The 22,691-nt window shown below is 70.9% G+C and carries 20 protein-coding genes; 9 read left to right on the top strand and 11 right to left on the bottom strand.

The genetic code is table 11. The features are described 5' to 3' along the window. Positions 1-140: 140 nt before the first annotated feature. Positions 141-479, bottom strand: coding sequence for a hypothetical protein (locus tag AC067M_RS26235; protein WP_393624976.1), 339 nt, complete (start codon positions 477-479; stop codon positions 141-143). Next, positions 476-706 carry a hypothetical protein gene (locus AC067M_RS26230; RefSeq protein WP_478699472.1) on the bottom strand — a complete coding sequence of 77 codons (231 nt, stop codon included), beginning with the start codon at positions 704-706 and terminating at the stop codon, positions 476-478. The genes AC067M_RS26235 and AC067M_RS26230 overlap by 4 nt, the downstream gene beginning before the upstream one ends. Positions 707-857: 151 nt before the next feature. Here AC067M_RS26230 and AC067M_RS26225 point away from each other — a divergent pair, with 151 nt between their 5' ends. Together AC067M_RS26225 and AC067M_RS26220 are read left to right on the top strand one after the other, a co-directional pair. Beyond that, positions 858-1,802, top strand: coding sequence for a helix-turn-helix transcriptional regulator (locus AC067M_RS26225; RefSeq protein ID WP_478699482.1), 945 nt, complete (start codon positions 858-860; stop codon positions 1,800-1,802). Between the two features lie 52 nt (positions 1,803-1,854). Further along, a complete protein-coding gene (locus AC067M_RS26220; protein ID WP_478699471.1) occupies positions 1,855-2,850 on the top strand; it encodes a helix-turn-helix transcriptional regulator in 996 nt (331 codons plus the stop codon). 64 nt (positions 2,851-2,914) lie between these two features. Here the strand turns inward: AC067M_RS26220 and AC067M_RS26215 are convergent, their stop codons facing one another. The 9 genes from AC067M_RS26215 to AC067M_RS26175 all read right to left on the bottom strand — a co-directional run bounded on the left by AC067M_RS26215 (position 2,915) and on the right by AC067M_RS26175 (position 13,307). Further along, positions 2,915-3,952 carry a helix-turn-helix transcriptional regulator gene (locus tag AC067M_RS26215; RefSeq protein ID WP_478699470.1) on the bottom strand — a complete coding sequence of 346 codons (1,038 nt, stop codon included), beginning with the start codon at positions 3,950-3,952 and terminating at the stop codon, positions 2,915-2,917. A 315-nt stretch (positions 3,953-4,267) separates the two neighbouring features. Further along, positions 4,268-5,371, bottom strand: a complete 1,104-nt coding sequence (locus AC067M_RS26210; protein WP_478699469.1) for a sugar ABC transporter substrate-binding protein — start codon at positions 5,369-5,371, stop codon at positions 4,268-4,270. Between the two features lie 364 nt (positions 5,372-5,735). Beyond that, positions 5,736-7,466 (bottom strand): type IV secretory system conjugative DNA transfer family protein, encoded by a 1,731-nt coding sequence (locus AC067M_RS26205; RefSeq protein ID WP_478699468.1) that lies wholly within the window; start codon positions 7,464-7,466, stop codon positions 5,736-5,738. 42 nt (positions 7,467-7,508) lie between these two features. Next, positions 7,509-8,909 carry a PQQ-binding-like beta-propeller repeat protein gene (locus AC067M_RS26200; RefSeq protein WP_478699467.1) on the bottom strand — a complete coding sequence of 467 codons (1,401 nt, stop codon included), beginning with the start codon at positions 8,907-8,909 and terminating at the stop codon, positions 7,509-7,511. 57 nt (positions 8,910-8,966) lie between these two features. Further along, complete coding sequence (locus AC067M_RS26195; RefSeq protein ID WP_478699466.1) at positions 8,967-11,114, bottom strand: peptidoglycan DD-metalloendopeptidase family protein; 2,148 nt, start codon at positions 11,112-11,114, stop codon at positions 8,967-8,969. Positions 11,115-11,120: 6 nt separating this feature from the next. Beyond that, complete coding sequence (locus AC067M_RS26190) at positions 11,121-11,810, bottom strand: hypothetical protein (RefSeq protein WP_478699465.1); 690 nt, start codon at positions 11,808-11,810, stop codon at positions 11,121-11,123. Positions 11,811-11,994: 184 nt separating this feature from the next. Further along, positions 11,995-12,291, bottom strand: coding sequence for a heavy metal-binding domain-containing protein (locus AC067M_RS26185; protein ID WP_478699464.1), 297 nt, complete (start codon positions 12,289-12,291; stop codon positions 11,995-11,997). A gap of 31 nt (positions 12,292-12,322) precedes the next feature. Continuing rightward, positions 12,323-12,688 carry a DUF4913 domain-containing protein gene (locus AC067M_RS26180; protein WP_478699463.1) on the bottom strand — a complete coding sequence of 122 codons (366 nt, stop codon included), beginning with the start codon at positions 12,686-12,688 and terminating at the stop codon, positions 12,323-12,325. A 97-nt stretch (positions 12,689-12,785) separates the two neighbouring features. Then, positions 12,786-13,307, bottom strand: coding sequence for a hypothetical protein (locus AC067M_RS26175; RefSeq protein WP_478699462.1), 522 nt, complete (start codon positions 13,305-13,307; stop codon positions 12,786-12,788). Between the two features lie 312 nt (positions 13,308-13,619). Here AC067M_RS26175 and AC067M_RS26170 point away from each other — a divergent pair, with 312 nt between their 5' ends. From AC067M_RS26170 to AC067M_RS26140, 7 genes are all read left to right on the top strand, one after another. Further along, on the top strand, positions 13,620-15,299 hold the full coding sequence (locus AC067M_RS26170; RefSeq protein ID WP_478699461.1) for a conjugal transfer protein: 1,680 nt from the start codon (positions 13,620-13,622) through the stop codon (positions 15,297-15,299). A 68-nt stretch (positions 15,300-15,367) separates the two neighbouring features. Further along, the gene (locus tag AC067M_RS26165) at positions 15,368-15,631 is read left to right on the top strand and encodes a hypothetical protein (RefSeq protein WP_133928284.1); all 264 of its coding nucleotides are present in this window, start codon (positions 15,368-15,370) and stop codon (positions 15,629-15,631) included. A gap of 53 nt (positions 15,632-15,684) precedes the next feature. Then, a complete protein-coding gene (locus tag AC067M_RS26160) occupies positions 15,685-16,167 on the top strand; it encodes a hypothetical protein (RefSeq protein WP_478699460.1) in 483 nt (160 codons plus the stop codon). 53 nt (positions 16,168-16,220) lie between these two features. Continuing rightward, complete coding sequence (locus AC067M_RS26155) at positions 16,221-19,208, top strand: ATP-binding protein (protein WP_478699459.1); 2,988 nt, start codon at positions 16,221-16,223, stop codon at positions 19,206-19,208. Further along, positions 19,205-19,843, top strand: coding sequence for a hypothetical protein (locus AC067M_RS26150; RefSeq protein ID WP_478699458.1), 639 nt, complete (start codon positions 19,205-19,207; stop codon positions 19,841-19,843). The genes AC067M_RS26155 and AC067M_RS26150 overlap by 4 nt, the downstream gene beginning before the upstream one ends. A gap of 18 nt (positions 19,844-19,861) precedes the next feature. Continuing rightward, positions 19,862-22,021, top strand: coding sequence for a hypothetical protein (locus tag AC067M_RS26145; protein WP_478699457.1), 2,160 nt, complete (start codon positions 19,862-19,864; stop codon positions 22,019-22,021). 27 nt (positions 22,022-22,048) lie between these two features. After that, positions 22,049-22,675 (top strand): hypothetical protein, encoded by a 627-nt coding sequence (locus AC067M_RS26140; RefSeq protein WP_478699456.1) that lies wholly within the window; start codon positions 22,049-22,051, stop codon positions 22,673-22,675. Positions 22,676-22,691: the final 16 nt, after the last annotated feature.

The raw sequence follows: 22,691 nt of genomic DNA, 5'->3' as shown, positions 1-22,691 counted from the left end.
CCCCCCCCCCCCCCCCCCCCCCCCCCCCCCCCCCCCCCCCCCCCCCCCCCCCCCCCCCCCCCCCCCCCCCCCCCCCCCCCCCCCCCCCCCCCGCTGCGGGGGGAAGTACCTGAGCGATCTGTTACGACGGGGGAATCGCGTCAGGCACTGCGGGGGGTGGCTGAGATGGTGCTGGGAGCGGCTTGGGGGGCCGACTCCGCGAGCTGGTGGTCGCGCTGGTCGAGGTTCACGAAGATCATTCCGTACCGGATGGCGCACCGCACTGGCTGCGGCGCCCCCCGAGGCCGTCGCAGGCACCGGTACGCCCGAAGGTCACCGTCCTCGTCCCGGGTGACGACGACCGGCTCTCCGAACACGGTCACCATCAACGAGTCACCACTGTGGGGGATGGCGGTGACCAGATCGATGAAGTGCCAGCCGGAGCGATAGGCGGTCGCCATCTCGCGACGGAACGAGCGGTCGTCGGGTGGGGTGGTCATGCGCTCTTGCCCGCCGGCGTCACCCAGCCGACATCCTGAGCCTTGATCACCCAGCCGACGTCGTCCTGCGTGCCGCTGATGGTTGCCGACGTGCTCGCCGCGTCGGAAGGGGTCAGCCAGCCGACGTCGAGAGAACCGGCCCCACCGAAGGCCAGCGCCAGAGCAACGACGGCAGTGGCAAGCACCGAGCGAAGCATTCTCTTATTCATGGTCGGCTTCGTCCTCACTTGATGGCTTCCTCTCCCCCGCGAAACAAGACGATGGCTCATTCAGGCACGTCAATGCCACACAGGAGATGCATCATGTTCCTGCACGTTCAGGACCCTGGGGGGTGGAGATTTGCCAGCAAAAACCACAAAGCCGACACATCCTCACGGCATCACCGAGTTGTGTGCCGAGGGAACGCGTCTCTACGCCAGCGCTCTCGGCTCCGGACGCATCTCCCGCGACGAGGTCGAGCCCGCTCCCTGTCTGCTGGAGTTCGCGCTGCTCCACCCCGACCCGGATGATGCGAACTGGCTGCGTCCGGTTCCGCCCTCCATCGCGCTCGCCCAGCAGTTGCAGCCCCTGGAACGGGAGATCCAGGACCGCCGCCGGCTCAGCGTGGATCTCACGGACACGTTCGAGCCCTTCCTGGCCATCAGTGCCCAGAAACCGGCCACCACGCACGCGATCACCGTGCTGGAGGGTATCGACCGCATTCATGCCGCGCTGGACGTGGCGACCGCCGAGGCGCGCAGCGAGGTCCTGACGGTGCAGCCCGGCGGCAGCCGCCCGGAACACATCCTGAGCCAGGCCCTGACGCGCAGCAAACCCCTCATCGAGCGCGGCATCTCCGTGCGCACCCTCTACCAGCACACGGTCCGCCACAGTCAGAGCACCTTCGCCTACGTGGACGGCATGGCGGGCGCCAAGGTCGAGATACGGACCCTGGAGGAGCTGATCGAGCGGCTCATCATCTGTGACACGACGGTCGCCTTCATCCCCGCGCAGGACGACCGGCAGGTGGCCCTGGAACTGCGGCACCCGGGGCTCGTCCAGTACCTCATCAAGGTCTTCGAGCAGCTCTGGCAGCGGGCCACCCCGCTCCTGGAGGAAGTCCCCTACGAGTCCACGCCCGAGGGCATCACCGGCGTGCAGAAGTCCATAGCGAAGCTGCTGATCGAGGGCCATGTCGACGAGGCCATCGCGCGGCGGCTGGGCATGAACGTACGCACCTGCCGCGCCCACATAGCGAAGCTGGCGTCGGCCCTGGGCAGCGGCAGCCGGGCCCAACTGGGCTTCCTCATAGCCCAGTCGGGGATGCTGGACCGGGACCACTGAGGTGACGGCCGATCACGGAAACGGGGAGACGCGCTCGGGACGGGGTGGGCCGGTGGGCGGACCGGTGGGCGCGGCGCACGTGGAGCACGGCGTGGAGGAGCTGTGCGCCTCTGGGAGCCGCTTGTACGAACGGGCCCTGCGCGAGGGCCGGATCCCCGCCGCGGACGTCCAGGAGGCGCCCTGTCTGGTCTCCTTCGGCCTGCTGCACCCCGCCGTGGACGCCCCGGGCCGGCTGGAGCCGCTCGCGCCCGCTGTGGCCCTTCACCGCCATCTGCGGACCTCTGAGGACCGGATCGCGCGGGAACGGCGGCGCGAGGCGCAGCTCGTCGACGTGTTCGAACCCCTGCTGCGGCTCGGTGGCGGCCGCACCCCGGCCGGGGGCGCGCCCGCGATCAGCCTTCTCAGCGGCCGGGACCCGATCAACCTGGCCATCACCCAGGCGATGGCGGACGCCTCCCGCGAACTCCTCGCCATCCAGCCCCACATCAGCTACGCCGGCAAGCCCGCGGCGGTCCTCACCGACGCCATGGCCCGCGACCAGGCCCTGCTCGACCGGGGCGGCCGTATCCGCACGCTCTACCAGCACACGATGCGGTACGCGCCCACCGTGCTGGCGCGCTACGAGTGGCTGCGCGGGGACGTGGAGGCGCGCGGCCTCGACGAGGTGACCGAGCGGCTGCTGGTCATCGACCGGACCGTGGCGTTCATCCCCGCGAACAAGGACCGCACCCTCGCGCTGGAGGTCCGCCACCCCGCCCTCGTCGACTACTTCGTCACCACCTTCGAGCGGCTGTGGCGGCTCGCCACACCCATGTACCCCGAGGCCGCCCGACAGCCCACCCTGAACGGCGTCACCCCCCGCCAACGCGCCATCGCCGCCCTCCTCGTCGAGGGCCACACCGACACCGTCATCGCCGAACGCCTCGGCATGAACGTCCGCACCGCCCGCGTCCACATCGCCAAACTGGCCGCCACCCTCGGCAGCGAGAGCCGAGCCCAACTCGGCTACCTCATCGGCCGCTCGGGCATCCTCGACAAGGACCGGTGAGCGGCACCGGGTACCGGCCCCGCGCCCGGCCGGGTGCGCGCCGCCGGTCCGGCTCCGCCGGCTGTCAGGTGGCCGGGGTGCCTCGGTCGGGGATGGGGACGGGGAGGGGGTCGGGCGTGCCGGGTGGGCCGTCGAGGCCTACCTGGGCTATGCGGACGCCCAGTTGGGTGCGGCTGGCGGCGCCGAGGGTCTCGGAGAGGCGGGCGATGTGGGCGCGGCAGGTGCGCACGCTGATGCCGAGGCGCTCGGCGATGACCGCGTCCTGGTGGCCCTCGGCGAGGAGGGCGGCGATGGACTGCTCGCGGTGGGAGATGCCCTCGATGCCGGTGGCGGGGATGGGCGCCGCCAGGGGGACGGCGAGCCGCCAGAGGCGTTCGAAGACCGTCACCAGGTAGGCGATCAGGGCCGGGTGGCGCAGCTCCAACGCCACGGTGTGTTCGGCGTTGGCCGGGATGAACGCGACCGTGCGGTCGAAGAGGATGAGGCGGTCGATGACCTCGTCGAGGGTGCGGGCCTCGACCGCGTCCCCCATCAGCTCCAGGTAGTTGAGCAGGCCCTGCCCGTGCCGGGCCACGTGGTTGTACAGGTCGCGCATCCGCACGCCCCGGCCGCGCAGCGCCAGCGCCCGGTGCAGCCCCTCGGAGAGTTCGTGCTCGCGGCGGATCCCGCCCGGCTGCACCGTCAGCACCTCGGTGGTGCACGCCTGTGTCGCCTCGTCCATCGCCGCCTGGATACGGGTCAGCCCGTCCAGGACCCGGATCGCCGTGCCCTCCCAGGCACCGGCCGCGGCGGGGCGGCCGCCCAGACCGGCGTACCGCTCCACGGCCTCCACCGCCGACCCCACCCGCCGCTGGCTCGCGCTGACCTCGTCGTGCACCGCGCGCAGCAGCCGGGTCATGACCTCCTGCGGGGACGTCGGAACCAGCCAGTCCATGTCGTCCGGGTCCGGATGGAGCATCGCGAGTTCCAGCAGGCACGGCACCGCGTCGGCGTCGTGCCGCGGCACCCTGCCCCGCCGTACGGCCCGGGAGTAAACGCGCTCCCCGGCCTCGCACAGTCGGTCAGCACCGTGGGGATGCCCCTCCGTGCCGTGCCCGGCCATCGACCGTCCCACCCCCGGTTTCCGCCTCTTCCGCAGCGCAACTATGCGCGGCCCGGGCCTGCTCCGCAACACGGCTCCCGTCTCGACGAGCGGAGAAAACCACCCGTACGCCCCGCTTCCTCCCGGCCTCCGTCCGGCACGTTGCAACGAGCTGATGGAGGGGGACCGTACCCGCCGGGAGCCCCCCGGAACCGGCGCCTTCCCCCTCAACGGAGGAAGGGCCCGCCCCGGGCCCCACGTCGGACGTGGCACCGGGGCGGACCCTTCCTCGCGCTGCTTCGCGCTTCCTCGCGGGAATCCCTGCTGCGGGCTTCCCTACTTCAGGCCGATCGTCGCGCAGGCGGACTTGTACTTCGAGGTGCAGATGTCGGACACCTTGTAGATGCCGTCCGCGACCACCGTGGACTCGATGTTGCTCTTCGTCAGCGAGACCACGGGAACCAGCTGCGCCGGGATGTTCTTCTCGGTGGGGCTGTCGACCTTCTTGCGGGTGAGGGCGTCGAACTGGATGTCCTTGCCCTGGATCTTGGCGACAGCCATCTCCGCGGCGGCCTCGGCCTCACCGGGGTAGGGCTTGTAGACGCTCATGTACTGCTCGCCGCTGACGATCCGCTGCACCGCCGCCAGCTCCGCGTCCTGCCCGGTGATCGGGGGCAGCTCGCTCACGCCCGCCTTCTCGAAGGCCTTGATGATGCCGCCGGCCATGGCGTCGTTCGCGGAGTAGACGGCGGCGATGTTGCCCTTGCCGATCTTGTCGATCGCCTTGGTCATGTTGGACTCGGCGACGTCCGGGCTCCAGTCCGTGGTGTCGAAGGACTCGGAGATGGTCACCTTGCCGTTGAGCTCGGAGAGCGCGCCCTGCTTGAACTGCTCCGCGTTCGGGTCGGTGGGTGAGCCGTTCATCATGACGACCTTGTCGGAGGCGTCGGCGGTACCGAGCGCCTCGATCAGGGAGCGGCCCTGCACCTCGCCGACGAGCTCGTTGTCGAAGGACACGTACGCGTCGATCGGGCCCTCGGCCAGCCGGTCGTAGGCGATGACGGGGATGCCCGCGTCCTTGGCCTTCTTGACCATGTCCGCGATGGTGTGCGCGTCGACGGCGTCCAGCAGGATGACGTCGACCTTGTCGTCGATCATCTTCTGCATCTGGGTCACCTGCGTCTTGGCCTTGGCACCGGCGTTCGCGTAGACCGTCTTGCCCTTGTTCTGGGTGAGGGCGGCGACCTTCTTCTGGATGATCGGGTAGTCGAACTCCTCGTACCGTGTGTTCGTCTTCTCCGGCATCAGCACGCCCACCGTGATGTCGTTGCCCTTGGTCGGGCTGGCCTCAGCGCTGTCCCCCGTCGCGTTGAGCATGCCGCAACCGGCGAGCGAGAGGATCAACGTGGACGCTGCCACGGATATGGCGATACGACGCATGCGGGGCTCACTATCAGGTGCGTGTTGTGGAGATTGGGTGCGGCATATTGACCCAGTGTCTGAAAAGACAACGCGGCGGTGACCGTCGGAGTCAAGCTGTCCCACTTAACGAGATGACAACATCACCTCCGCTCAGGCCGTGAGAAGGCCGTGAAGGACCGTGAAAGGGCCGAGGGGAGGCGGCGGAGACGTCGCGGACGGGTCGGGGAGAAGCCGTCCAACCAAGCGTCGTTCTCGTGAGTCGTGATCTTGACGGGCTGCGCCCCGCCCCGCACTCGATCAGAGGAACGAATGAACCCGGCCAGACAAGGGAGCGGGGCCGGGGGATGGTCCCCGGCCCCGCTCACCTTCCCGTCCGCCGCGCTCAGCGCGCCCCGGGGTCGTACTTCTTCAGCGACGCCTGCACCTCACCGGCGTACGGCCCCTCCCACCACGGGATCGTCTCGACCAGCACCGGCTTGGTGCCGGAGGCGAGGACCAGGGCCCGGCCGGGGGGCATCGCGCCGAGGTCGGAGACCTGCAGCACGCGCTCGCGGCGCGTGGACTCGCTGACCGTGCGGTTGCCGGACCAGCCGCCGAACTCCGACTCACGGCTCGTCTGGAAGTCGCGGAGCTCGAACTCGCCCGCCAGCTCGCTCAGGTCACCGAGGAAGCGGGTGTCGGAGACGCCACCGCCGTAGACACGGACGTTCGCCGCCGACCACAGCTTCTCCATGCCGCGCTCGCCCCACACCTCGATGCCCTGCGCCCAGGACTGAAGAATCGTCATCAGGATGATGCCGCGCGAGCCGTAGTGGGAGTACAGGTCGGGCAGGGAGCGCCAGCGGCAGACGTTGGCGGCCTCGTCGAGCACACCGACGAGGGGCAGCGGGAGCCGCCCGCCGCGCTGGGTGGTGGCGTACTCCTCGGCCGCTTCCACAACGGCGACGGTGAGTGCGGTGACCAGCGGCCCCGCACTGTCCCGGCCTTCCCTCGACAGTGAGTACAGCGTGCCCCCCGTCCGCACGAACGCGTGCGGGTCGAACTCCGGGGCGTGCGGGTCGGCGGGCGGGGTCACCCAGCGGTTGACCTCGGGGTTGATCAGGCAGGACGCCATCTGCTGGGCCACGCCGTAGATGCCGCTGCGCTGCTTCTCGGGCGCGTTGATGACACCGGCGAGACCGTCGGCGGCCATGGTGTGCCCGGCGCCGCGCAGGATCCGCTCCGGGGTGTCGTCCTTGGGGTTGGACAGCCAGGTGTAGATCTGGGTGACGGGCGCCTTCGCGCAGGCCGCGGCGAGCAGCAGGTTGGCCAGCAGGTCCTGTCCGGCCGGGTCGAAGAAGGCGTCGGTGGAGGCGTTGGCATCCCGCGAGCCCGAGGCGAAGTGGTCGGCCATCTTGCGGGCCTTGGCCACGTCGGTGACGTACGACAGCGGGTTCCACCACCAGGTGGGCGCCTCGGCGGCGACCTGCTGCGGGTCGAACACCCACACGGGACCGCGCGCCGACCGCGGCCCCCGGGTGGCGTCGACGATGTCCCGCTTGTTGGAGGTGACGAGCACGGCCCCGGGCCCGTCGAGAATGGCCGGGATGGCCCGCCGGGTCGTCTTACCGGTCCGCGGCCCCCAGATGTCGACGTGCATGTCCTCGTACGACCCGAACAGCGGCTGCCTGCCCTTGACGGACCGTCCGATGAACACACCGGGCGTCCGCGCCTGCACCCCGAGCCGCTCGGCGGTGGCCGCCGCGCCCTTCATGGTGAGCTTGCCGAGCTCCTCACCCTTCGCCAGGTGCTGGGCCGCCCCGTCCACCTTGGGCTTGTTCCGGATCCGCTGCCGCACGCGGTACACGGCCAGCCCCAGGATCCCGAGCACCACCGCCTCCCCGGCGGCCACGGCACTGGCCGCCGAACCGGGCCAGCCGTAGTCCCCCTTGATCACGGCCACGAGGAACGACAGCGGGTTCGACGGCGGCGCGGGCGCGTCCGCGAACGACGCCCCCACCTTCGCCGCCAGCCAGGCACCGGCACCGCACAGCAGGACGATCGCGACGACGATGGCGATCTCGAAGGTCCAGTCGTCCTCGGCGCGGGGTTTCTTCTTCTGTTCTGCGGTCACCCGCGGGTCCGTCCTTTCTGGGCGGCTCGGGAATCGGCCTCGTCAGGCCTGCTCCGCCGTGAAGGCGAAGAGGCCGTTGTCGGCGTGGACGAGGGTGCGGCCGTCGGTGGTGAACTCGTCCGGGACGTCCCCCTCGGACCCGGTGGAGATCAGCTTCTTGGTGCGTGCGTCCAGGACGGCGTTCTCGGCGCCGTCGAGCGCCGCGTACAGGACACCGCCGGGTGTGATGGACCGCGGTGCGATGTCCTTGTCCTCGGCCTCCTGCCGCCACAGTTCGGCACCGCTCTTCGTGTCCCAGGCGACCGCGCCCTCACCGAAGTTGACGACGGCCGTCCTGCCGTCGGGTGCCAGGACGGGGCTGCCGTCCTGCGCGAACTCCTTGAGCGTGACGTGCGGGCCGACGGCGAGCGTGCGGCCGGTGCGCAGGTCGATCGTGGTGATCACCGCGTCGTTGGAACCGCTCGCCGACCAGACGAGGGCCGCCTGGTCGCCCTGGAGGGGATAGAGCTGGGCGTCCCCCCCGTCACCGTCCTTGCCCTGCCGCGCGATGCCGTCGGGCGGGGTGAGGTCCGTGCTGGTCCACAAGGTGCGGCCCGTCGCACGCTCGATCAGCGACAGGGGCTCGTTGACGCCGTCGCCCTCGGGGACGTAGCCCTGCCCGGTGCCGAGCGGCTCGGCCTCGGCGAGCTCGGCGGGGAGCACCAGCCGCTGTCCGCCGCCGATCGGGGCGAAAGTGCGGTTCTCGCTGTACGACGGCGCCGGCAGCAGCACATGCCCCCGGACCACCGGGAGTTCGGCGTTCTCCTCGCCGCCGTAGGTGGAGCTGCCCAGCTTCGCGCCGCTGGGGGCGTACATGGTGTAGACGGTCTTGACGGTGGCCTTCCTCAGGCCGTCCGCCTCGGTGTTCGCGCAACCGCGGATCAGGACGGCCGGGCTGCCGTCCTTCCACTCGCCGACCTGGACCTGTGTGTCGCGTGCGGGGGTGTGACCGCCGGTGGGGTCGTAACCGCACTCGACCGGGAAGGACTTGCGCTCCTTCCCGGTCGCCGCGTCGTAGAGGTGGGCGACGAAGCGCGCCGTCTGCGGCTCGGTCTCACCCTCCGCGACCGGCGCGGACAGGTCCTGGACCAGCAGGAAGGCGTCGCCCACCACGCAGACACCACCACCTTGCGGGTCCTGCTTGCCGGGCGCGACGGCGGCCTCACCACCGCAGTTGTACGGGGCGTCGTCGTCCTGGGCCAGGCTCCACGCGGGCTTCGCGGCGAGCCCGGGGATCCGCTCACCGCCGTAGACGGGACCGCCCGACCCGGCGGGCACCGTGGCCGACGGGTCGCTCTTCCCGGCCCCGCGCGCGGGTTCCTGGTCGTCGCTCCCGCCACAGCCGGCGACGAGCCCCAGCGTCAGGACGGTCCCGGTGATCAGGGCGGTGCGTGTTTTCTTCAACTTCCTTGCTCCATCGAATGGTTGTGGTGCCGCCGGAGCTGCCCGGCGGCAGCCCCGTCAGGCGCCCTTCGCGTCGCTCTTGCCGTCGCCCTCGACCGCGTTGGTGCCCTGCGGGATCGGGACGCGGTAGACACCGGTGATCTCGTCCTGGACGTCCCAGGTGCTGAACTTGACCGACTGGCCCGGACGCGGGGCGTGAATGATCTTGTGGCCCTTGGGGTCCCAGACGAGGCCCACGTGTCCGGACCTGCCGCTGCCCTCCGGCCGGAAGAAGATCACGTCCCCGGGCTGAGCCTGGGACAACGGCACCTCGTGCGCCTTGAGATACGGCTCCTGCGCGTACGTCGTCGAGCCGATGTTGATCTTCCCGCCGCTGGCCATGTAGTACGCCCACTGCGTGAAGCTGGAGCAGTCGAAACTGGTCGGGTTCTCGCCCTGCAGGCGCGGTGCGCCGAACACGTACGGGACGCCGATGCCACGCTGGGCCCAGCCCAGCACCGCCCGGATCACCGGGTCGTCGGCGTCGGGCATCACACCGGAGGCACCGGCGCCGTCGGGGGCCACGCCCGCGCCGCCGTTGTCCTCGGCGCACTCGGCGTACTGCGCGTCCCGGCCGTCCGAGCCGGAACCCGGGACCGTGCCGTAGTCGGGGTTGGCGGTGATCCGGCCCTTCATCCAGTCCTCGGGGTCGACCATGCCCGGGCCCTGGTCCTGGCCGCCGACGAACGGGTTGTCGACGCCGGGGACGCGGACCTCCCAGTGCAGGTGCGGGCCGGTGACGTTGCCGGTCGCGCCGACCGTGCCGATCTGCTGACCGCGCTTGACCTGCTGGCCGACGGACACCTTGATCGAGGTCTGGTGGGCGTAGAGCGTGATGGCACCGTCCGCGTGCTGGATCTCGGTCATGTTGCCGTACGAGCCACCCGGGCCCGCGTGGACGATCTTGCCGTCCGCGGGGGCGTAGATCGGGGTGCCGGAGGGCGCCACCAGGTCGAGGCCGGTGTGGTAGCCGAGGCTCCACATGTTGCCGGTCTGGTGGTACTTGGTTCCGATGGTGTAGGTGCCCTGCTTCATGGGCCACTGCCAGTTCTTGCCACCGGCGGCGGGCTCCTTGGGAGCGCGCGGGAAGGCGGCGGGAGCGGCGAGGGCGGCGGTACCGGTGGTCGTGCCCGCGGCGGTGAGGTCGCTCGTGTACGCGGCGGTGAGGTCGCTCGTGTACGCGACCGGCGCCATGGCCGTCGTACTGCCGTCGCCACCGTCGTCCAGCGCCGGCGTCGACCAGGAGCGGGGCGAGGTCGCGGCGATGCTCAGCGCCGAACCGGGCTGCGCGTTGTTGCCGACCGGCTCCGGGATGTCCGACTTCTGCCCGAGGGTGGGGAAGTCCGGGTTCTTCTCGATGGTCTCCTTCAGGTGGGCGTACCAGCGCTTGATGAGGTCCTGGTCGCCGGTGAGCACACCGCGGTAGCGGGCGGCCTGGGTGAGGACCACCCGCGGGTAGATCGTGTTGGAGGCCGTGGAGCCGGAGTAGGTCAGCAGCGCCTGCCAGGCATTCGTCTCGGCCTTCTTGGCGTGCAGGAAGTTCGCGGCCGCCCAGGCGGCGTCGTCGATGTTGTACAGGTCCTTCTTGCCGTCGCCGTTGCCGTCGGCGCCGTAGTCCGTCCAGGCCGGGGTGCCGAACTGCAGGATGCCCATGTAGCCGAGGGAGTTCTTGCCGCCGGGCGCGGCCGACTTGTCCTGGCCGTACTTGGTCTCCTGGTACATCTGCCCGGCGATGAGCGTCCAGTCGAGGCCCTCGTAGCGGGCGGCGGCGCGCATCGCGGCGAGGATCATCTTCGGCGGGATCTCGTTGCGGGCCGTCTCGCTCGGCATGTACATCTTGCCGGCCGGCATCACCGGGTTGGTCGCCGCCGCGTCACCGGTGTTGCCCGCGTCGGCGTTGTCCCCGTAGTCGTCACAGGCGGCCTGCGCCATACCGGCGCCCATGCCGCCGAGGAGGGAGCCCAGGAGGACCAGGAGGAGGGTGCCGATGCCGGCGAAGGGCAGGAAACCGACGCCGCCGGCGATCCACATCCACTTGCGGTTCTTCTTCTTGCCGCCGTCCTTGCCGTTGCCGTTGCCGCGCTGGGCCGCCTGCTTCGCCGCCTTGGCCGCCTTGGCGACCTTCGCCGCCTTGCTGGCGGCGGCCAGTACCGCCGGAGCAACCATGAAGGCTCACACCCCCGAGTCGTCGGAGGCGCCCACGTCACCGAGGCCGAAGACGTCGAACCCGGAGACGACCCACTGGCCGTCCTCCTCCTTGACGGTGACCAGCCACTGGTTGGACTCGGTGGTGCTCTCGCCGCCCGCGGTGTGCCGGGCGGTCACCTTGACCAGGCTGGAGATCGAGCGGCCGCTGTCGCGCACCAGGTCGTCGGAGACCACTGCGTCGCCTACGACGACGGCGGCGCCCTTGGAGGAGCACCGGCCGGCCTGGCAGGTCGCCCACTCCTTGCCGGTGGGCAGGGAGGTGACCTGCTTCATCTGCGCGTCGTTCGTGGTGAGCCGGAGGAGGGGAGCACTCCAGGCCGCGGTCTTGCTCGTGTGGTCGTAGGTGGTGAGGCCCGCCATGTACCGCGCCATGACCTCGTGGGCCTCGCCGGCCTCGGCGGAGGAGACGATCGGCTGGGCCGCGCCGCCGTTCGCGCCGTCGGAGCCGGAGCCCGGGTCGTCCTGCGCGCCCGAGCCCGAGCCGCCCTTCCCGGCGGTGGCGGTGGGCGCCGCGGAGCCGCCGCCCTCGTCGCCCTTCTCGCTCCCGTCGTCGCCGTCGAAGACGGTGAACACGGTGAGTACGGCGACCAAGAGAACGCCGAGCACCGCCAGGGCCAGCAGCCCCGTGCGCTTGTTCTCCTCAGGCAACTCCACGTTCCCGCGCCTCCCTTGTGCTGAGCCGGTACGGCGGGTGACCGGGACACGGTAGGGGGAGGCGGGGCGGCGGGAGCGGCGGGAATTCCCGGTGGGAAAGGGGCCGGCGAGGGGCGGGAAAGGATGAGGAAAGCGCGGGAGGCGAAGGCGTGCCTCGCCGGGCGTCCTCAGCGGGCGCCCGGGGTCAGTCCTCCGTCGCGGCCCACCGCACGGCGGTGCCGTACGCGAAGAAAGCAGCGGCGCCCGCGACCCGGGGCACCGTGCAGAAGCCGACGCCCAGCACTCCGTCGGCGCCCATGGCACGGGCCTCCGCCTGCATGCTCACCAGCGCCTCCACCGGGCTCCCCCGCTCAGGTCCCACGGCCACGCCGAGGACGGTGTGGGGGTAGGGAGGCGCGCTGAGCGTCGCGGTGTAGAGGCCGGTGCTCTGCGCGTAGGCGTCCTGCATCTGCTTCTCGCGTTTTCTGTCCTCACGGCTCACCGCGCCATCCTCCCCCACACCCGCCCGCCGATCACTCCGGCCGCGGGTCCACCGGCAGTGGGTCGAACGGATAGGCCGTGTGCCCGTCGCGCGGGGAGCAGGCCGCGAAGGGGCCGGTGTCCGCGTCCATCAGGACCCGCAGATGCGGGTCGGCGTGGTGCAGCCACCAGGTCGACATGCCGAGGGCCGGGTCGTGGCGCAGGTGTTCCCAGGCCAGCCAGAGGGCGGCGAGGCGGGCGCCGGCCTCGGGGTGTTCCCACCACTTGGGGCACCAGGTGGCCGAGGTGCCGTTGATGCGGCGGCGGATCATCTGGGCGAGGTAGTCGGAGACGAAGACGTACACGTCGGCGAAGTAGAACTCCGGCTCCGCGGCGGCGGCTTCGGTCGTAGCGCTCATCGTTCCATTCCTGCTGTTGCTCGGGGGACGGGGGCGAGGTCCTGTGCCGTGCGGCCGGTCGTCTCCGTCAGCACGGCCACCTCTCTCGTCCAGGCGATCAGGTCAGGAAGACACCGAGCAGCAGCAGCCCCACCACCACCGCGCCCATCACGATCCGCGCCGTCGGGTCCTCGCGTTCCCACAGGTCGTGGACGACGGCCCACCCCGTCATCCGCGCGGCGCGGCCGCCCTGGAGCCGGTTGCCGTGGCCCTGCTCGTCCTCGTCCTGCTCGTCCGCGCCGGGCCCGGACGGCTCGGGTTCGGCGTCCAGGCCGACGGGCAGTCCCTGCTGCTCCTGCGCCACCAGCACCATCTGCTCGAGGAGTTCGGGAATCGTGTTCGGCGTGAGGGGATAGGCGTAGGTCCCGTACGGCGTCTGCACGCACAGCCGTGCCTGCCAGGGGTTGCCGGGCTCGTAGCCGTCGACCCAGGCGTGCTCGGCCTGGAAGACCTGGGGGGCTTGGGGGGCCTGCGGGGCCTGGGGCATCTGCGGGGCCTGCTGGACCGTCGGCGGCACCTGTTGGGGCACGCCCCAGGTGCGCGGGTCGGGCTGCTGCGGGTGCCCGTTCTCGTCGCTCAACTCTCGTCCTTCGCCGGGTCGGTCGGGTCCAAGTACGGGTACGTCGGGCAGACGTGCCCCGCGCATTGTGGGCCGAGGGGCGCCCGGCACACCGAGCCCTCTCCCGCCATGTCCCCATCACTTTTCCCGTCCGGTTTCCCCGGAACGGGCTTGCCGGGAATTCCCGTACTCCCGCCGGGAAAAGCGACACCGGTCCCGTGACGGGTCTTTGTCACACTGCCAGCGCACCTGGCCGAGCCAGGGCCCGTCGTGCGGTGCGGTTCGGACCCGCCCAGGCGGACGGGGAACCGACTCGCTGGAGTAACCGACTCGATGACAGACCACAACGGGCAGCCCGGGTCCTTCGGTCCTCCCCAGCAGCCGCAAGAGCCGCAGCAGCAGGCGTGGCAGGCACAGGGGCAGGGGGGACAGCAGGCCCAGGGGCAGCAGCAGCCCTCCGCCCCGCAGCCGCCCTACCCCCAGCCCCAGCAGCTCCCCTCCGACGCGGCCCGCGCGCAGGTCGCCGCCGCCTGGGTGCGCAACGCGCCCGGACAGGCCGCCGTACCGACGCTGCCGCCGCGCGAGACGCGTCCCCAGGGCGAGTCGAAGAAGGAGAAGCGCGAGCGGGAGCGGGCGGCGCGCAAGGCCGCGTACGAGCAGAAGAAGGCGGCGAAGGAGCAGCGCAAGAAGGGCGGCACGGCGACGGCGCCCGCCGCCCGGACGGCCGCCCCCGCCCACGCCGCCACCGCGACGCCCTCCGCACCCTCCGCGCACGCCACGACCTCCGCGCACTCGGCCCCCGCGGCAGCGTCCGCGGCCACCGCCCCCAAGGCCACCACCGCCGGCACCGCCACCGCGACGCACCCCGCCCGCGACTTCGACGTCCCCAAGCCCGGTGGCCGGATCGCCACCGGAGGCCGCCGTACGCACGTCGCGCTGCGCGCCACCCTCCTCATCACCACCTGCGTCTTCGCGCTGGGCTCGTGCGGTGTGATGGGGCTGATGGTCGGCAAGTCGTCGGGCCCCTCCACGGCCGGCCTGGACGCGGCCGACGCGGCCAAGTACCGCCTCACCGACTTCCCCACGCAGCAGGCGGCTTCCTTCGCGGAGCAGTACGCGCTGCTCTGCATGACGTACTCGCCCGAGCGCGCGTCCACGCGCCGCGAGAACCTCGCCCGCTACGCCTCCGCGGGCGTCGACCCGGAGTGCGGCTGGAGCGGTGAGGGCAAGAGCACCGCCATCTCCGCGAGCTGGGACGGCACGGCGGAGAATCTTCCCGAGTACGGCGCCAACGGCCGTTACATCGGGGTGCAGGTCCGTACGACCGACGGCGCGCTCACCACGCTCACCGTCCCCGTGTACGTGAAGGACCTCAAGACCGGCGAGGGCATGCGCGTCGCCGGTGACGTCGGACAGATGCCCATGCCGGCCCGCGCGGACGTGCCAGAGGTCGACCAGGACGACGAGGTCGTGGACGACGCGCTGTCGCAGCAGCTCCAGGAGAAGGTGCTGCCCGGCTACTTCACGGCCTGGGGCGCCTCCGACGCGACCGCCATGTCCCGCTTCACCACGCCCGACGCGTCGGAGGCGGCCACATCGGGCCTGGCGGGCCGACTGGCCGACCCGACCGTCAACGACGTGGTCGCGCTCGTCCCTGCGGGCCTCCAGGACACCGACCCGTACGCCTACAAGGTGGGCCAGTCCGTCCAGGTGCGCGTGATCATCGACTGGGGCGACCCGAAGGGCGAGACGGTGCGCCGCTCGTACCGGATGACCGTGGTGAACACGGCCCAGGGCTGGTTCATCAAGGACATCCACGGCGGTGTGCTGGACCCGGACGGCGGCCGGGCCGACAGCGACGGCACGGACACCGCGCCCGGCACCGGCGCCCCGTCGAGCGCCCCGACCGACCCGGCCGACCCGAACGCCTCGGCCCCCGCCTCCCCCGCCCCCTCTGCTTCCGCCTCCACGACGACCCAGTCGTCCAAGGGCCACAAGCCCGGCAAGTCCTGACCTGACCGGGCCGGCGCCCGCCGTGGGCGCCCCCACCGCTTCTTACTCACCACCCGAGAGGATTCACCGTGTACCTGGCAGCCACCACCATGGAGGACATGTTCGGAGAGATCGAGACGATCCTCCGCAACGCCGGGACGATGGTCGCCGTCATCGCCCTCCTCATCCTCGGCATCCGCATGCTCCTGTCGATGAAGCGCGGCGACGGCATGCGCGAGGCCTTCCAGGGCTTCGGCATGATCGCGCTCGCCGCCCTGATCATCGGCGGCGCCACCGGCCTCGCCGGTGTGCTCATCGACCTCGGCGGCCAGATCGGCGGCGGCAACGGCTGACGCACGCAAGCGTCCGACCGTAACGACGAGGAGATCGAGGGGAGTTCGCGGACATGAGTGCTGACGCTCCGGAGCCGCTGGTCGCCTACGACCACACCGACCTGGTCAACCGGCCGAAGCGGATCTGGAACTGGGGCAACATCCCGCTGCCGGGTCTGCTGCTGCCCGCGCTGGGAGCGGCGTTCGGCTTCGGGCTGCTCTGGCTGATCGCGCTGTTCTCGCTGTCGGCGTTCCTCCCCTTCCTCGGCATGTCGATGTGGACGTCGGTCCTCTACTTCGGGCCGCCGTTCGCCGTCTACTTCGTCTGGGGCCGACCGCTGCCCTCCGCGCTCACGCTGAGCCAGCAGCTGGTGGTGTGGACCGACTGGTGGTTCCAGCCCAAGCGGCTGCAGGGCCTCGCCGCCGACCAGGAGCCCGAGGAACTGCACTGGCAGGTCATCCTCTTCACGCCCGGTTCCCCGCGCTGGCAGGCGCGTTACGAGGCCGCGCGCCGGGCGGCGGCCGAGCGCGGCAGCGCCTTCTCGGCGCACCGCTGACCCACCACTGACCCACCGCTGTTCTACGTCAACTACCTCAGGGTGACTCCTCCATGTTCATGCTGATCCTTCTGGGCGGGGCGGCCGCCTTCTTCGTGGTCGCCATGATCATGGCCGCCTCGTCGAGCAAGAAGAACGGCCAGGGCCAGGGCGGCGGCAAGAGCACGTCCTCGTCCCGCTCCAGGTCGTCCGGCTCGTCCTCCTCCGCCCGCCGCGAGGACCTCCGCCTCCCCTACCGCTACGCCGACGACATGATCTTCGTGCACGGCGACTCGGTGTGGACGGGCCTGGTGCTGCCCAACGCGATCGACGAGTACCTGAACGCCGGTGAACTCCAGGCGATGGCCGAGGGCCCGGCCCGCGGCCTGCTCAACCTCGCGCGCGGTGACCGCAACGTCGAGTGCCACTACCGCAAGGTCTACCAGCCGATCACCGCGCTGACCTGGGCGGAGGACCTGAACGCGGTCGCCTGGGACCCCACCGAGAACTACAAGGCATACAACCTGCGCAAGGCGGAGTACCAGGAGCGCATCGGCGCCAAGCGGGAGCGCAACATCCTGCTGGTGAAGCTGGGTTCGCTGAAGCGGACCAGCGGGGGCGGCAGCGGTGTCGTGTCCCAGGACGACGAGCCCTACGACGAGCCCGGCCTGCTCCAGGGCGTGCGCGGCGCCGCCGACCAGGCCGCCGCCACCGCGACCGGCGTCGCGGACGAGCACCTGTCCCCGCACGTCGTCGCCGAGTGGGCCCAGGTCGCCAGCGAGGTCCACGAGAGCCTGGAGGGTCTCAAGGGCGCCCCGCTCACCCGCGAGGAACTGGTCTGGCTGATCCGCAAGCCGCTCCACGGCGACCTCCCGGTCCCGCCGGAGCCGGTGCTCGGCTCGCGCGCCTGGGGACCCAACCAGTTCGACCTGGTCGTCGACTTCTCCGGCGAGAACCGCAAGACGCACATCGTGCTGCACCAGTACGACGAGGTGACGGGCGAGCAGCAGACCAGCTACACGACCACCCTGGTCGCCGCCAACTGGCCCGCCGAGACCCGCTTCCGCCAGTCCACCGCGTGGGCCCGCTACGCCGCCCAGCACGTGGAGTTCCCGGTCGAGATCGACATGCGGTTCACGCTCATCCCGTACCTGAGGTTCAAGGACCGCGCCGACAAGATCCGCGGCAACCTCGTCGACGAGATGAACGACATGGCCAACTCCGGCCGCGCCCCCGACACCAAGCTGGGCAGCCAGGTCACCCGCGCCCAGGAGCTCGTCGACGACATCGAGGAGCACAAGATGCCGGGCATGGAGGCGCAGATCCGCTTCACGATCTCGGCGCCGGACGTGAAGGAGCTGGAGCGCCGCCGCCGCGTCCTGGAGATGCAGTTCAAGCAGGACCTGAAGGTCACGCTGCTGCGTCCGACCCGTCAGCAGTGGCGCCTGCTCCAGTCCCAGCTCCCGGGCGACGCCCCGAAGCTGCCCATCGCGCCCTACCTGCGTCTGCAGGAGGTCGAGCAGCTCGGCGCCGGCCTGCCCACCGCCGGCACCGAGCTGGGCGACAACCCGGAGCAGCGTTCCGGCAAGCGCCTCGGCTGGGTGGGGAACCTGGTCGGCTGGGCGGGCAAGATGCCGGTCCACTACTCGCTGCACGTGGGTCCGGCGCGGAACGACGGCGGTGGCCTGGCGATCGTGGGCGCCTCGGGCGGTGGTAAATCGTCGTTGGCCCTCCAGAAGTTCTACGAGGAGTCGGAGTCGGGCGTGCGCTGCCTGGTCATCGACCCCAAGACCGACTTCGCCCAGCTGTGCTACTACCTGGCCTTCGGCTCCCAGGTGAACGACCCGGCGTTCGCGTCCGACGCGGAGGCGGGCATCCTCGGTACCCCGGCGAGCCACTTCCAGCCGGTGAACCCGGATTTCTGGGCGGAGACGGAGGTCGTCGACCTCCTCAAGGGCCAGGCGGGCGTGCTGGACCCGTGGGTCATCGCGAGGGACGTACCGTCAGGGCGACTGCTCGCCGAATCGATGCTGCGGGGCTTCCTCGGCGACGAGGACTACCAGCGCGTACGCCTCCCCGTGATCGAGGCGATGGCCACGGTCATCGGCCGCTACAACTCCGCGATCCGCCAGGCGGTCGAGCAGGGCCTGACGGCCCGCGACGCCGAACTGGCCGTACCCCGACCCACGTTGTGGCAGGTGGTGGACGAGGTCGTGGCGGCGTACGACCACGCGGTGGCGTCCGGTGACCGCGAGGCGCAGAAGGACCTGAAACTGGCCCAGATGCTCCTCACGGAGCTGCGCACGCTCCCGTACGCCCGGCTGTCCTTCGCGGAGCGCCCGCAGCCGCTGTCCAGCATGCGCAAGCGCCGTACGGTCATCACCCTGCGCGGTTTCCAGTCCCCCGCGGCCTCCGACCCGCGCAACTGGAACCCGGCGGAACGCCTCGCGGCGACGGCCCTGATGGCGGTCGTGGAGCTGGGCAGCCAGATGCTGGACGTCGGCTACGAGAAGAACCCGGTGACCGGCGAGGTCGGCCTGCGCCCGAAGGCGCTCTTCGTCGACGAGGCGTACGTGGTCACGGCGACCGAGTCCGGCCGCGATCTGATGCGCCGCGCCCTGAAGCAGGGCCGTTCCTACCTCGCCGTGACGGTGCTGATCACCCAGCAGGCCATCGACCTCGTCCAGATCGAGGACTCCGAGGCCCGCAGCGGTGGCGCCAACCAGATCCACACGGTCTTCGCCTTCAAGCAGAAGTCCGCGCAGGAGGCGTCCCTGGTGGCGCCGCTCCTGGGCCGCCCCGAGAACGACCCGAAGGTCATCGCCGCCCTCCAGGAACTGCGCACCGGTGTCTGCCTCCAGCGCGACGCCGACAAGCGCGTCGGCACGGTCGCCGTCGACCTGGTCTTCCAGGAGATCCTCGCCGCCACCGACACCAACGGAACCACCCGCCCGGCCCGCCAGGGCATCAACCCGCCGGTCAGCGTCTGGGACTGGACCTTCCTCCAGGAGGCGGAGGAGGACCCGGCCCGCACGGCGGCACCGGCGACGGCCGCCGCATGACCCCCACGGAAACCGCCCAGCAAGGCAAGGACACCATGCGATTCAAGCGAGCACTCGCCACCTGCGCCCTCCTCGTCATGTCGACGTCGGTGGCGGCGTGCGGGAGCGGGGACGACGACGGCAAGAACAGCGGCAACGACGGCGACGGGACGAGCGCAGGCAGTTCACAGCCGGCGGCCTCCGGTCTGCCCGAGGGCAAGGACATGGCGTCCATCGCCTACTACCTCAACAAGTACGCCTCCTGCCTGGACCTGACGCCGGGTGCCGAGTACGACGACTCCGACGACGCCGACAAGAACCCCGCCTGGGGCGACACCGAGGCCAAGGACGCCTCGTGGGGCATCACCGAGCGGGCCGTCTGCACGGACAAGTACAGCGACGCCATCGCCCTGCTCACCGTCCCGGACATGAAGAAGCTCCAGACGGCCGCCAAGAAGGACGGTCACGCGAGCTTCCTGGTCGGCAAGGACTTCGCGGTCGTCCCGGTCGACGACCGCACGATCGAGGAGCTGAAGGCGTCCGACCTGAAGTACCTGACGTGCGATCCGGACGCCGAGATCCCGAGCGGCTTCGAGAAGCAGGCCGCAGCGGTCGACGGGTGCGTGCTGAGCGACTACTTCCCGTCCGACTACTGATCCGCCGAAGGACTCTCCATGCTGACCCGCAGCCGGCCACGCGCCGACCGTCCGGCGGCGCCCCGGACGAGGCGCTCCCTCCGCGAGAAACTCATCAGCACGGGCGTCGCGGCCCGCGCCGCCCTGTTCGTGGTGTTCGGGGTGATCGCGCTCTCGCTGTCCACCCCGCAGTCCGCCAAGGCCCTCTTCGACACCTGTGACTGGACGTCGCAGAGCATCAACCAGATGGCCGACATGCCCGGCGCGAACGCGGAGAACATCTTCCCGTCCGTGCAGCAGTGGGACGGCAAGCGTCAGCTCGTCTCCGGCGCGGTGAAGATGCCGGGCAGCGCGGGCGACTACACGCTCTACGAGATCGACGCCATGCGCGGCCTCAACTGGGCGTCCACGCAGGTGAGCCAGGGCCAGGCCAAGGACGGCGATTCCGCGGACGACGACGACTGCAGCATCCAGAACGAGATCAACAACACCATCGCCCAGATGGTGTTCGACCTCAGCAAGATCCTCAGCCGCGCCGCGATCAGCATCAAGGAGATCTCGTCCAACCCGAGCCCGCTCGCCGCGCTCTACGAGGGCACCGTCGAGGGTGACGACAGCGTCGTCGACCGCCTCAACAACGGCGTGTTCAAGCTCGCCGTACCCACCATGATCCTCCTCACCGGCCTGTGGGTGTTCGGCAAGTGGCGCAAGGGCGACATGCGCGAGGTCTGGGCCGGCGTCGGCTGGGCCGCGTTCGTGGTCGTCGCGGTCTCGGCGTTCCTGGTCAACGGCAACTACGTGGCCGTGGTCCAGACGGCCGACTCCGGCATCGCGCAGGGCAACGCGGCCCTCACCGAGGCCGTGCTCGACAGCGCGGTGGACGGCGTCGCCCCGCCCTGCGACCTGGACGACAACGAGCCGCAGCGCGGCATGCGGATCTCCAGCTGCGCCATGTACGACACGCTGGCCTTCCGCCCCTGGTCCATCGGCCAGTTCGGCGACGTCGGCAAGCAGCGGATCGAGTACGAGAAGACCGAGGACTGCGACTTCGGCAAGGGCGACCGCTGCACCGACCTGCGGGTCAAGCAGGTCGTCGTGCAGTCGGTGACGAACTTCGACTACTACAACGGCGACAAGGACATCATCAAGTCCAAGGAGAACAAGTACGGCGAGCTGCGCAAGTACATCGCCGAGAAGGAGAGTTCGCGCTTCTACGAGCAGTGGAGCGGCCGCAAGCCGGCCACCCGCATCAGCATCGCGATCTACGCGCTGGTCGCCTCGCTGATCGTCGGCATCATGGTGATCGCGCTCAGCGCACTGACGCTGCTGTGGCACGCGGTCACGCTCATCATGGTGATCCTCCTGCCACTGGTGGCGATCATCTCGATCCACCCCACACAGCAGAAGCTGCTCCGAGGCTGGTGGCAGACCTTCGTCCACAGCTTCGTGCTACGCGCCGGTTTCGGCGTGATCCTCACGATCCTGCTGCTCTTCTACCAGATGATCCTGCCGCTCCAGATCCCCCTGGGCATGCAGCTGCTGATGCTCCTGCTGGTCACCATCGCCGTGATCATGCTGCTGAAGAACCTGCTGTCCGGGAAGTTCTCCCCGCAGGTCGCGGGCGCGGACGACGCCCTGGGTGTCGGCGACGCGGCCGGTGCGGCCAGCGGCAATCTGGCCGACAAGACGGCCGGTGTGATCAAGCCCAAGGACGGCACGATGGGCCGGGTCGCCGGCCGCGTGGCCGGCACGGCGGCCCGCAACATCGACCGGCGCCTGCTGGGGGCGAGATTCCAGCGGTCCGGGCTCCTCCCCGTCGGCGAACGCGAAAAGCAGCAGGCCGCCTACGAGGGCACCCGGATGACGCACAAGAACTACCGGTCGATGGTCAAGGACAACAAGCAGGAGCGGGAACAGGCGGAGGAGGAGAGGCGCACGCGGCGCACCGGGCGGGTCAGCTCGGCCACGTCGAACAAGGGCGCCGATCCGTCGGCAGCACCCCAGCCCGGCCAGCACCCCCAGCCCCAGCCGCAGTCCCAGGCGAGGCCGGCCTCCTCCCAGCCCCGGCCGCAGGCCCCGCAGTCCCAGCCGCCGGTGCAGCAACCGTCCGTCCCCCGCCCGACGCCCGCGCCCCAGCAGCCGGCGTCCCCGACGCCGCCGCCCCCACGGGACCCGCGCAACCCCAACGGCCGCGTCTGACCACATCCCACCCCGAGGAGCCAGCCCATGCCCGTCCTGACCGCCGACCGCACCCCCGACCAACTGGTCACGGAACTCGAGCGGCTCATCGGCGTGGACTGGCCCACGGTGTGGGCGGGGGTTCCGCAGGACGAGGGCAAGCGCACCTACTGGTGCGCGGGCTTCGGCTGGCGCCCGCTGTGGTTCGAGGGCGGTATGCACATCCGTACGGCAGGAGGCGGACGTCTGTACCTCGCCACGGTCGCCCCCGGCCGGCCGGTGACCCGGGTCGAGCACACCGTGTGGTCCGCCCGGGCCCATGGCACGGACGAGAACGAGCGGGTCCTGGCTCTGGCGGAGGCACGGTGGACGGCTTGTGCCGACGCCCTGCGCGGCTTCATGGGCGCGCCGCAGTGGGACGGGAGGTGGGACGCGACGGACTTCCCTGAACTGCCCGGCCGGGCATGGTTCAGCCGGGAACGGCGCCTGGAGCACCGGGACCCGTACCGCGTCGCGGTGTGGCGCTTCCGGACGCCCGAGGCACCCGTCATCGAGCTGAGGATGACCTCGGGGCTGGGCTCAGCGTCCCGCCCGGTTCCGGCCGATGCGAGGATCGGCCTCGCCTGCCACGGCCCCTCCGATCCGGAGGACCGTGGCCCGGCCTGGCTCGGATGACCCGGGACCAGCAGAC

Source organism: Streptomyces sp. NPDC043427, assembly GCF_056436655.1.
Note: the sequence above shows the minus strand (reverse complement) of the source record. Positions and strands in the feature narration are given on the sequence as shown.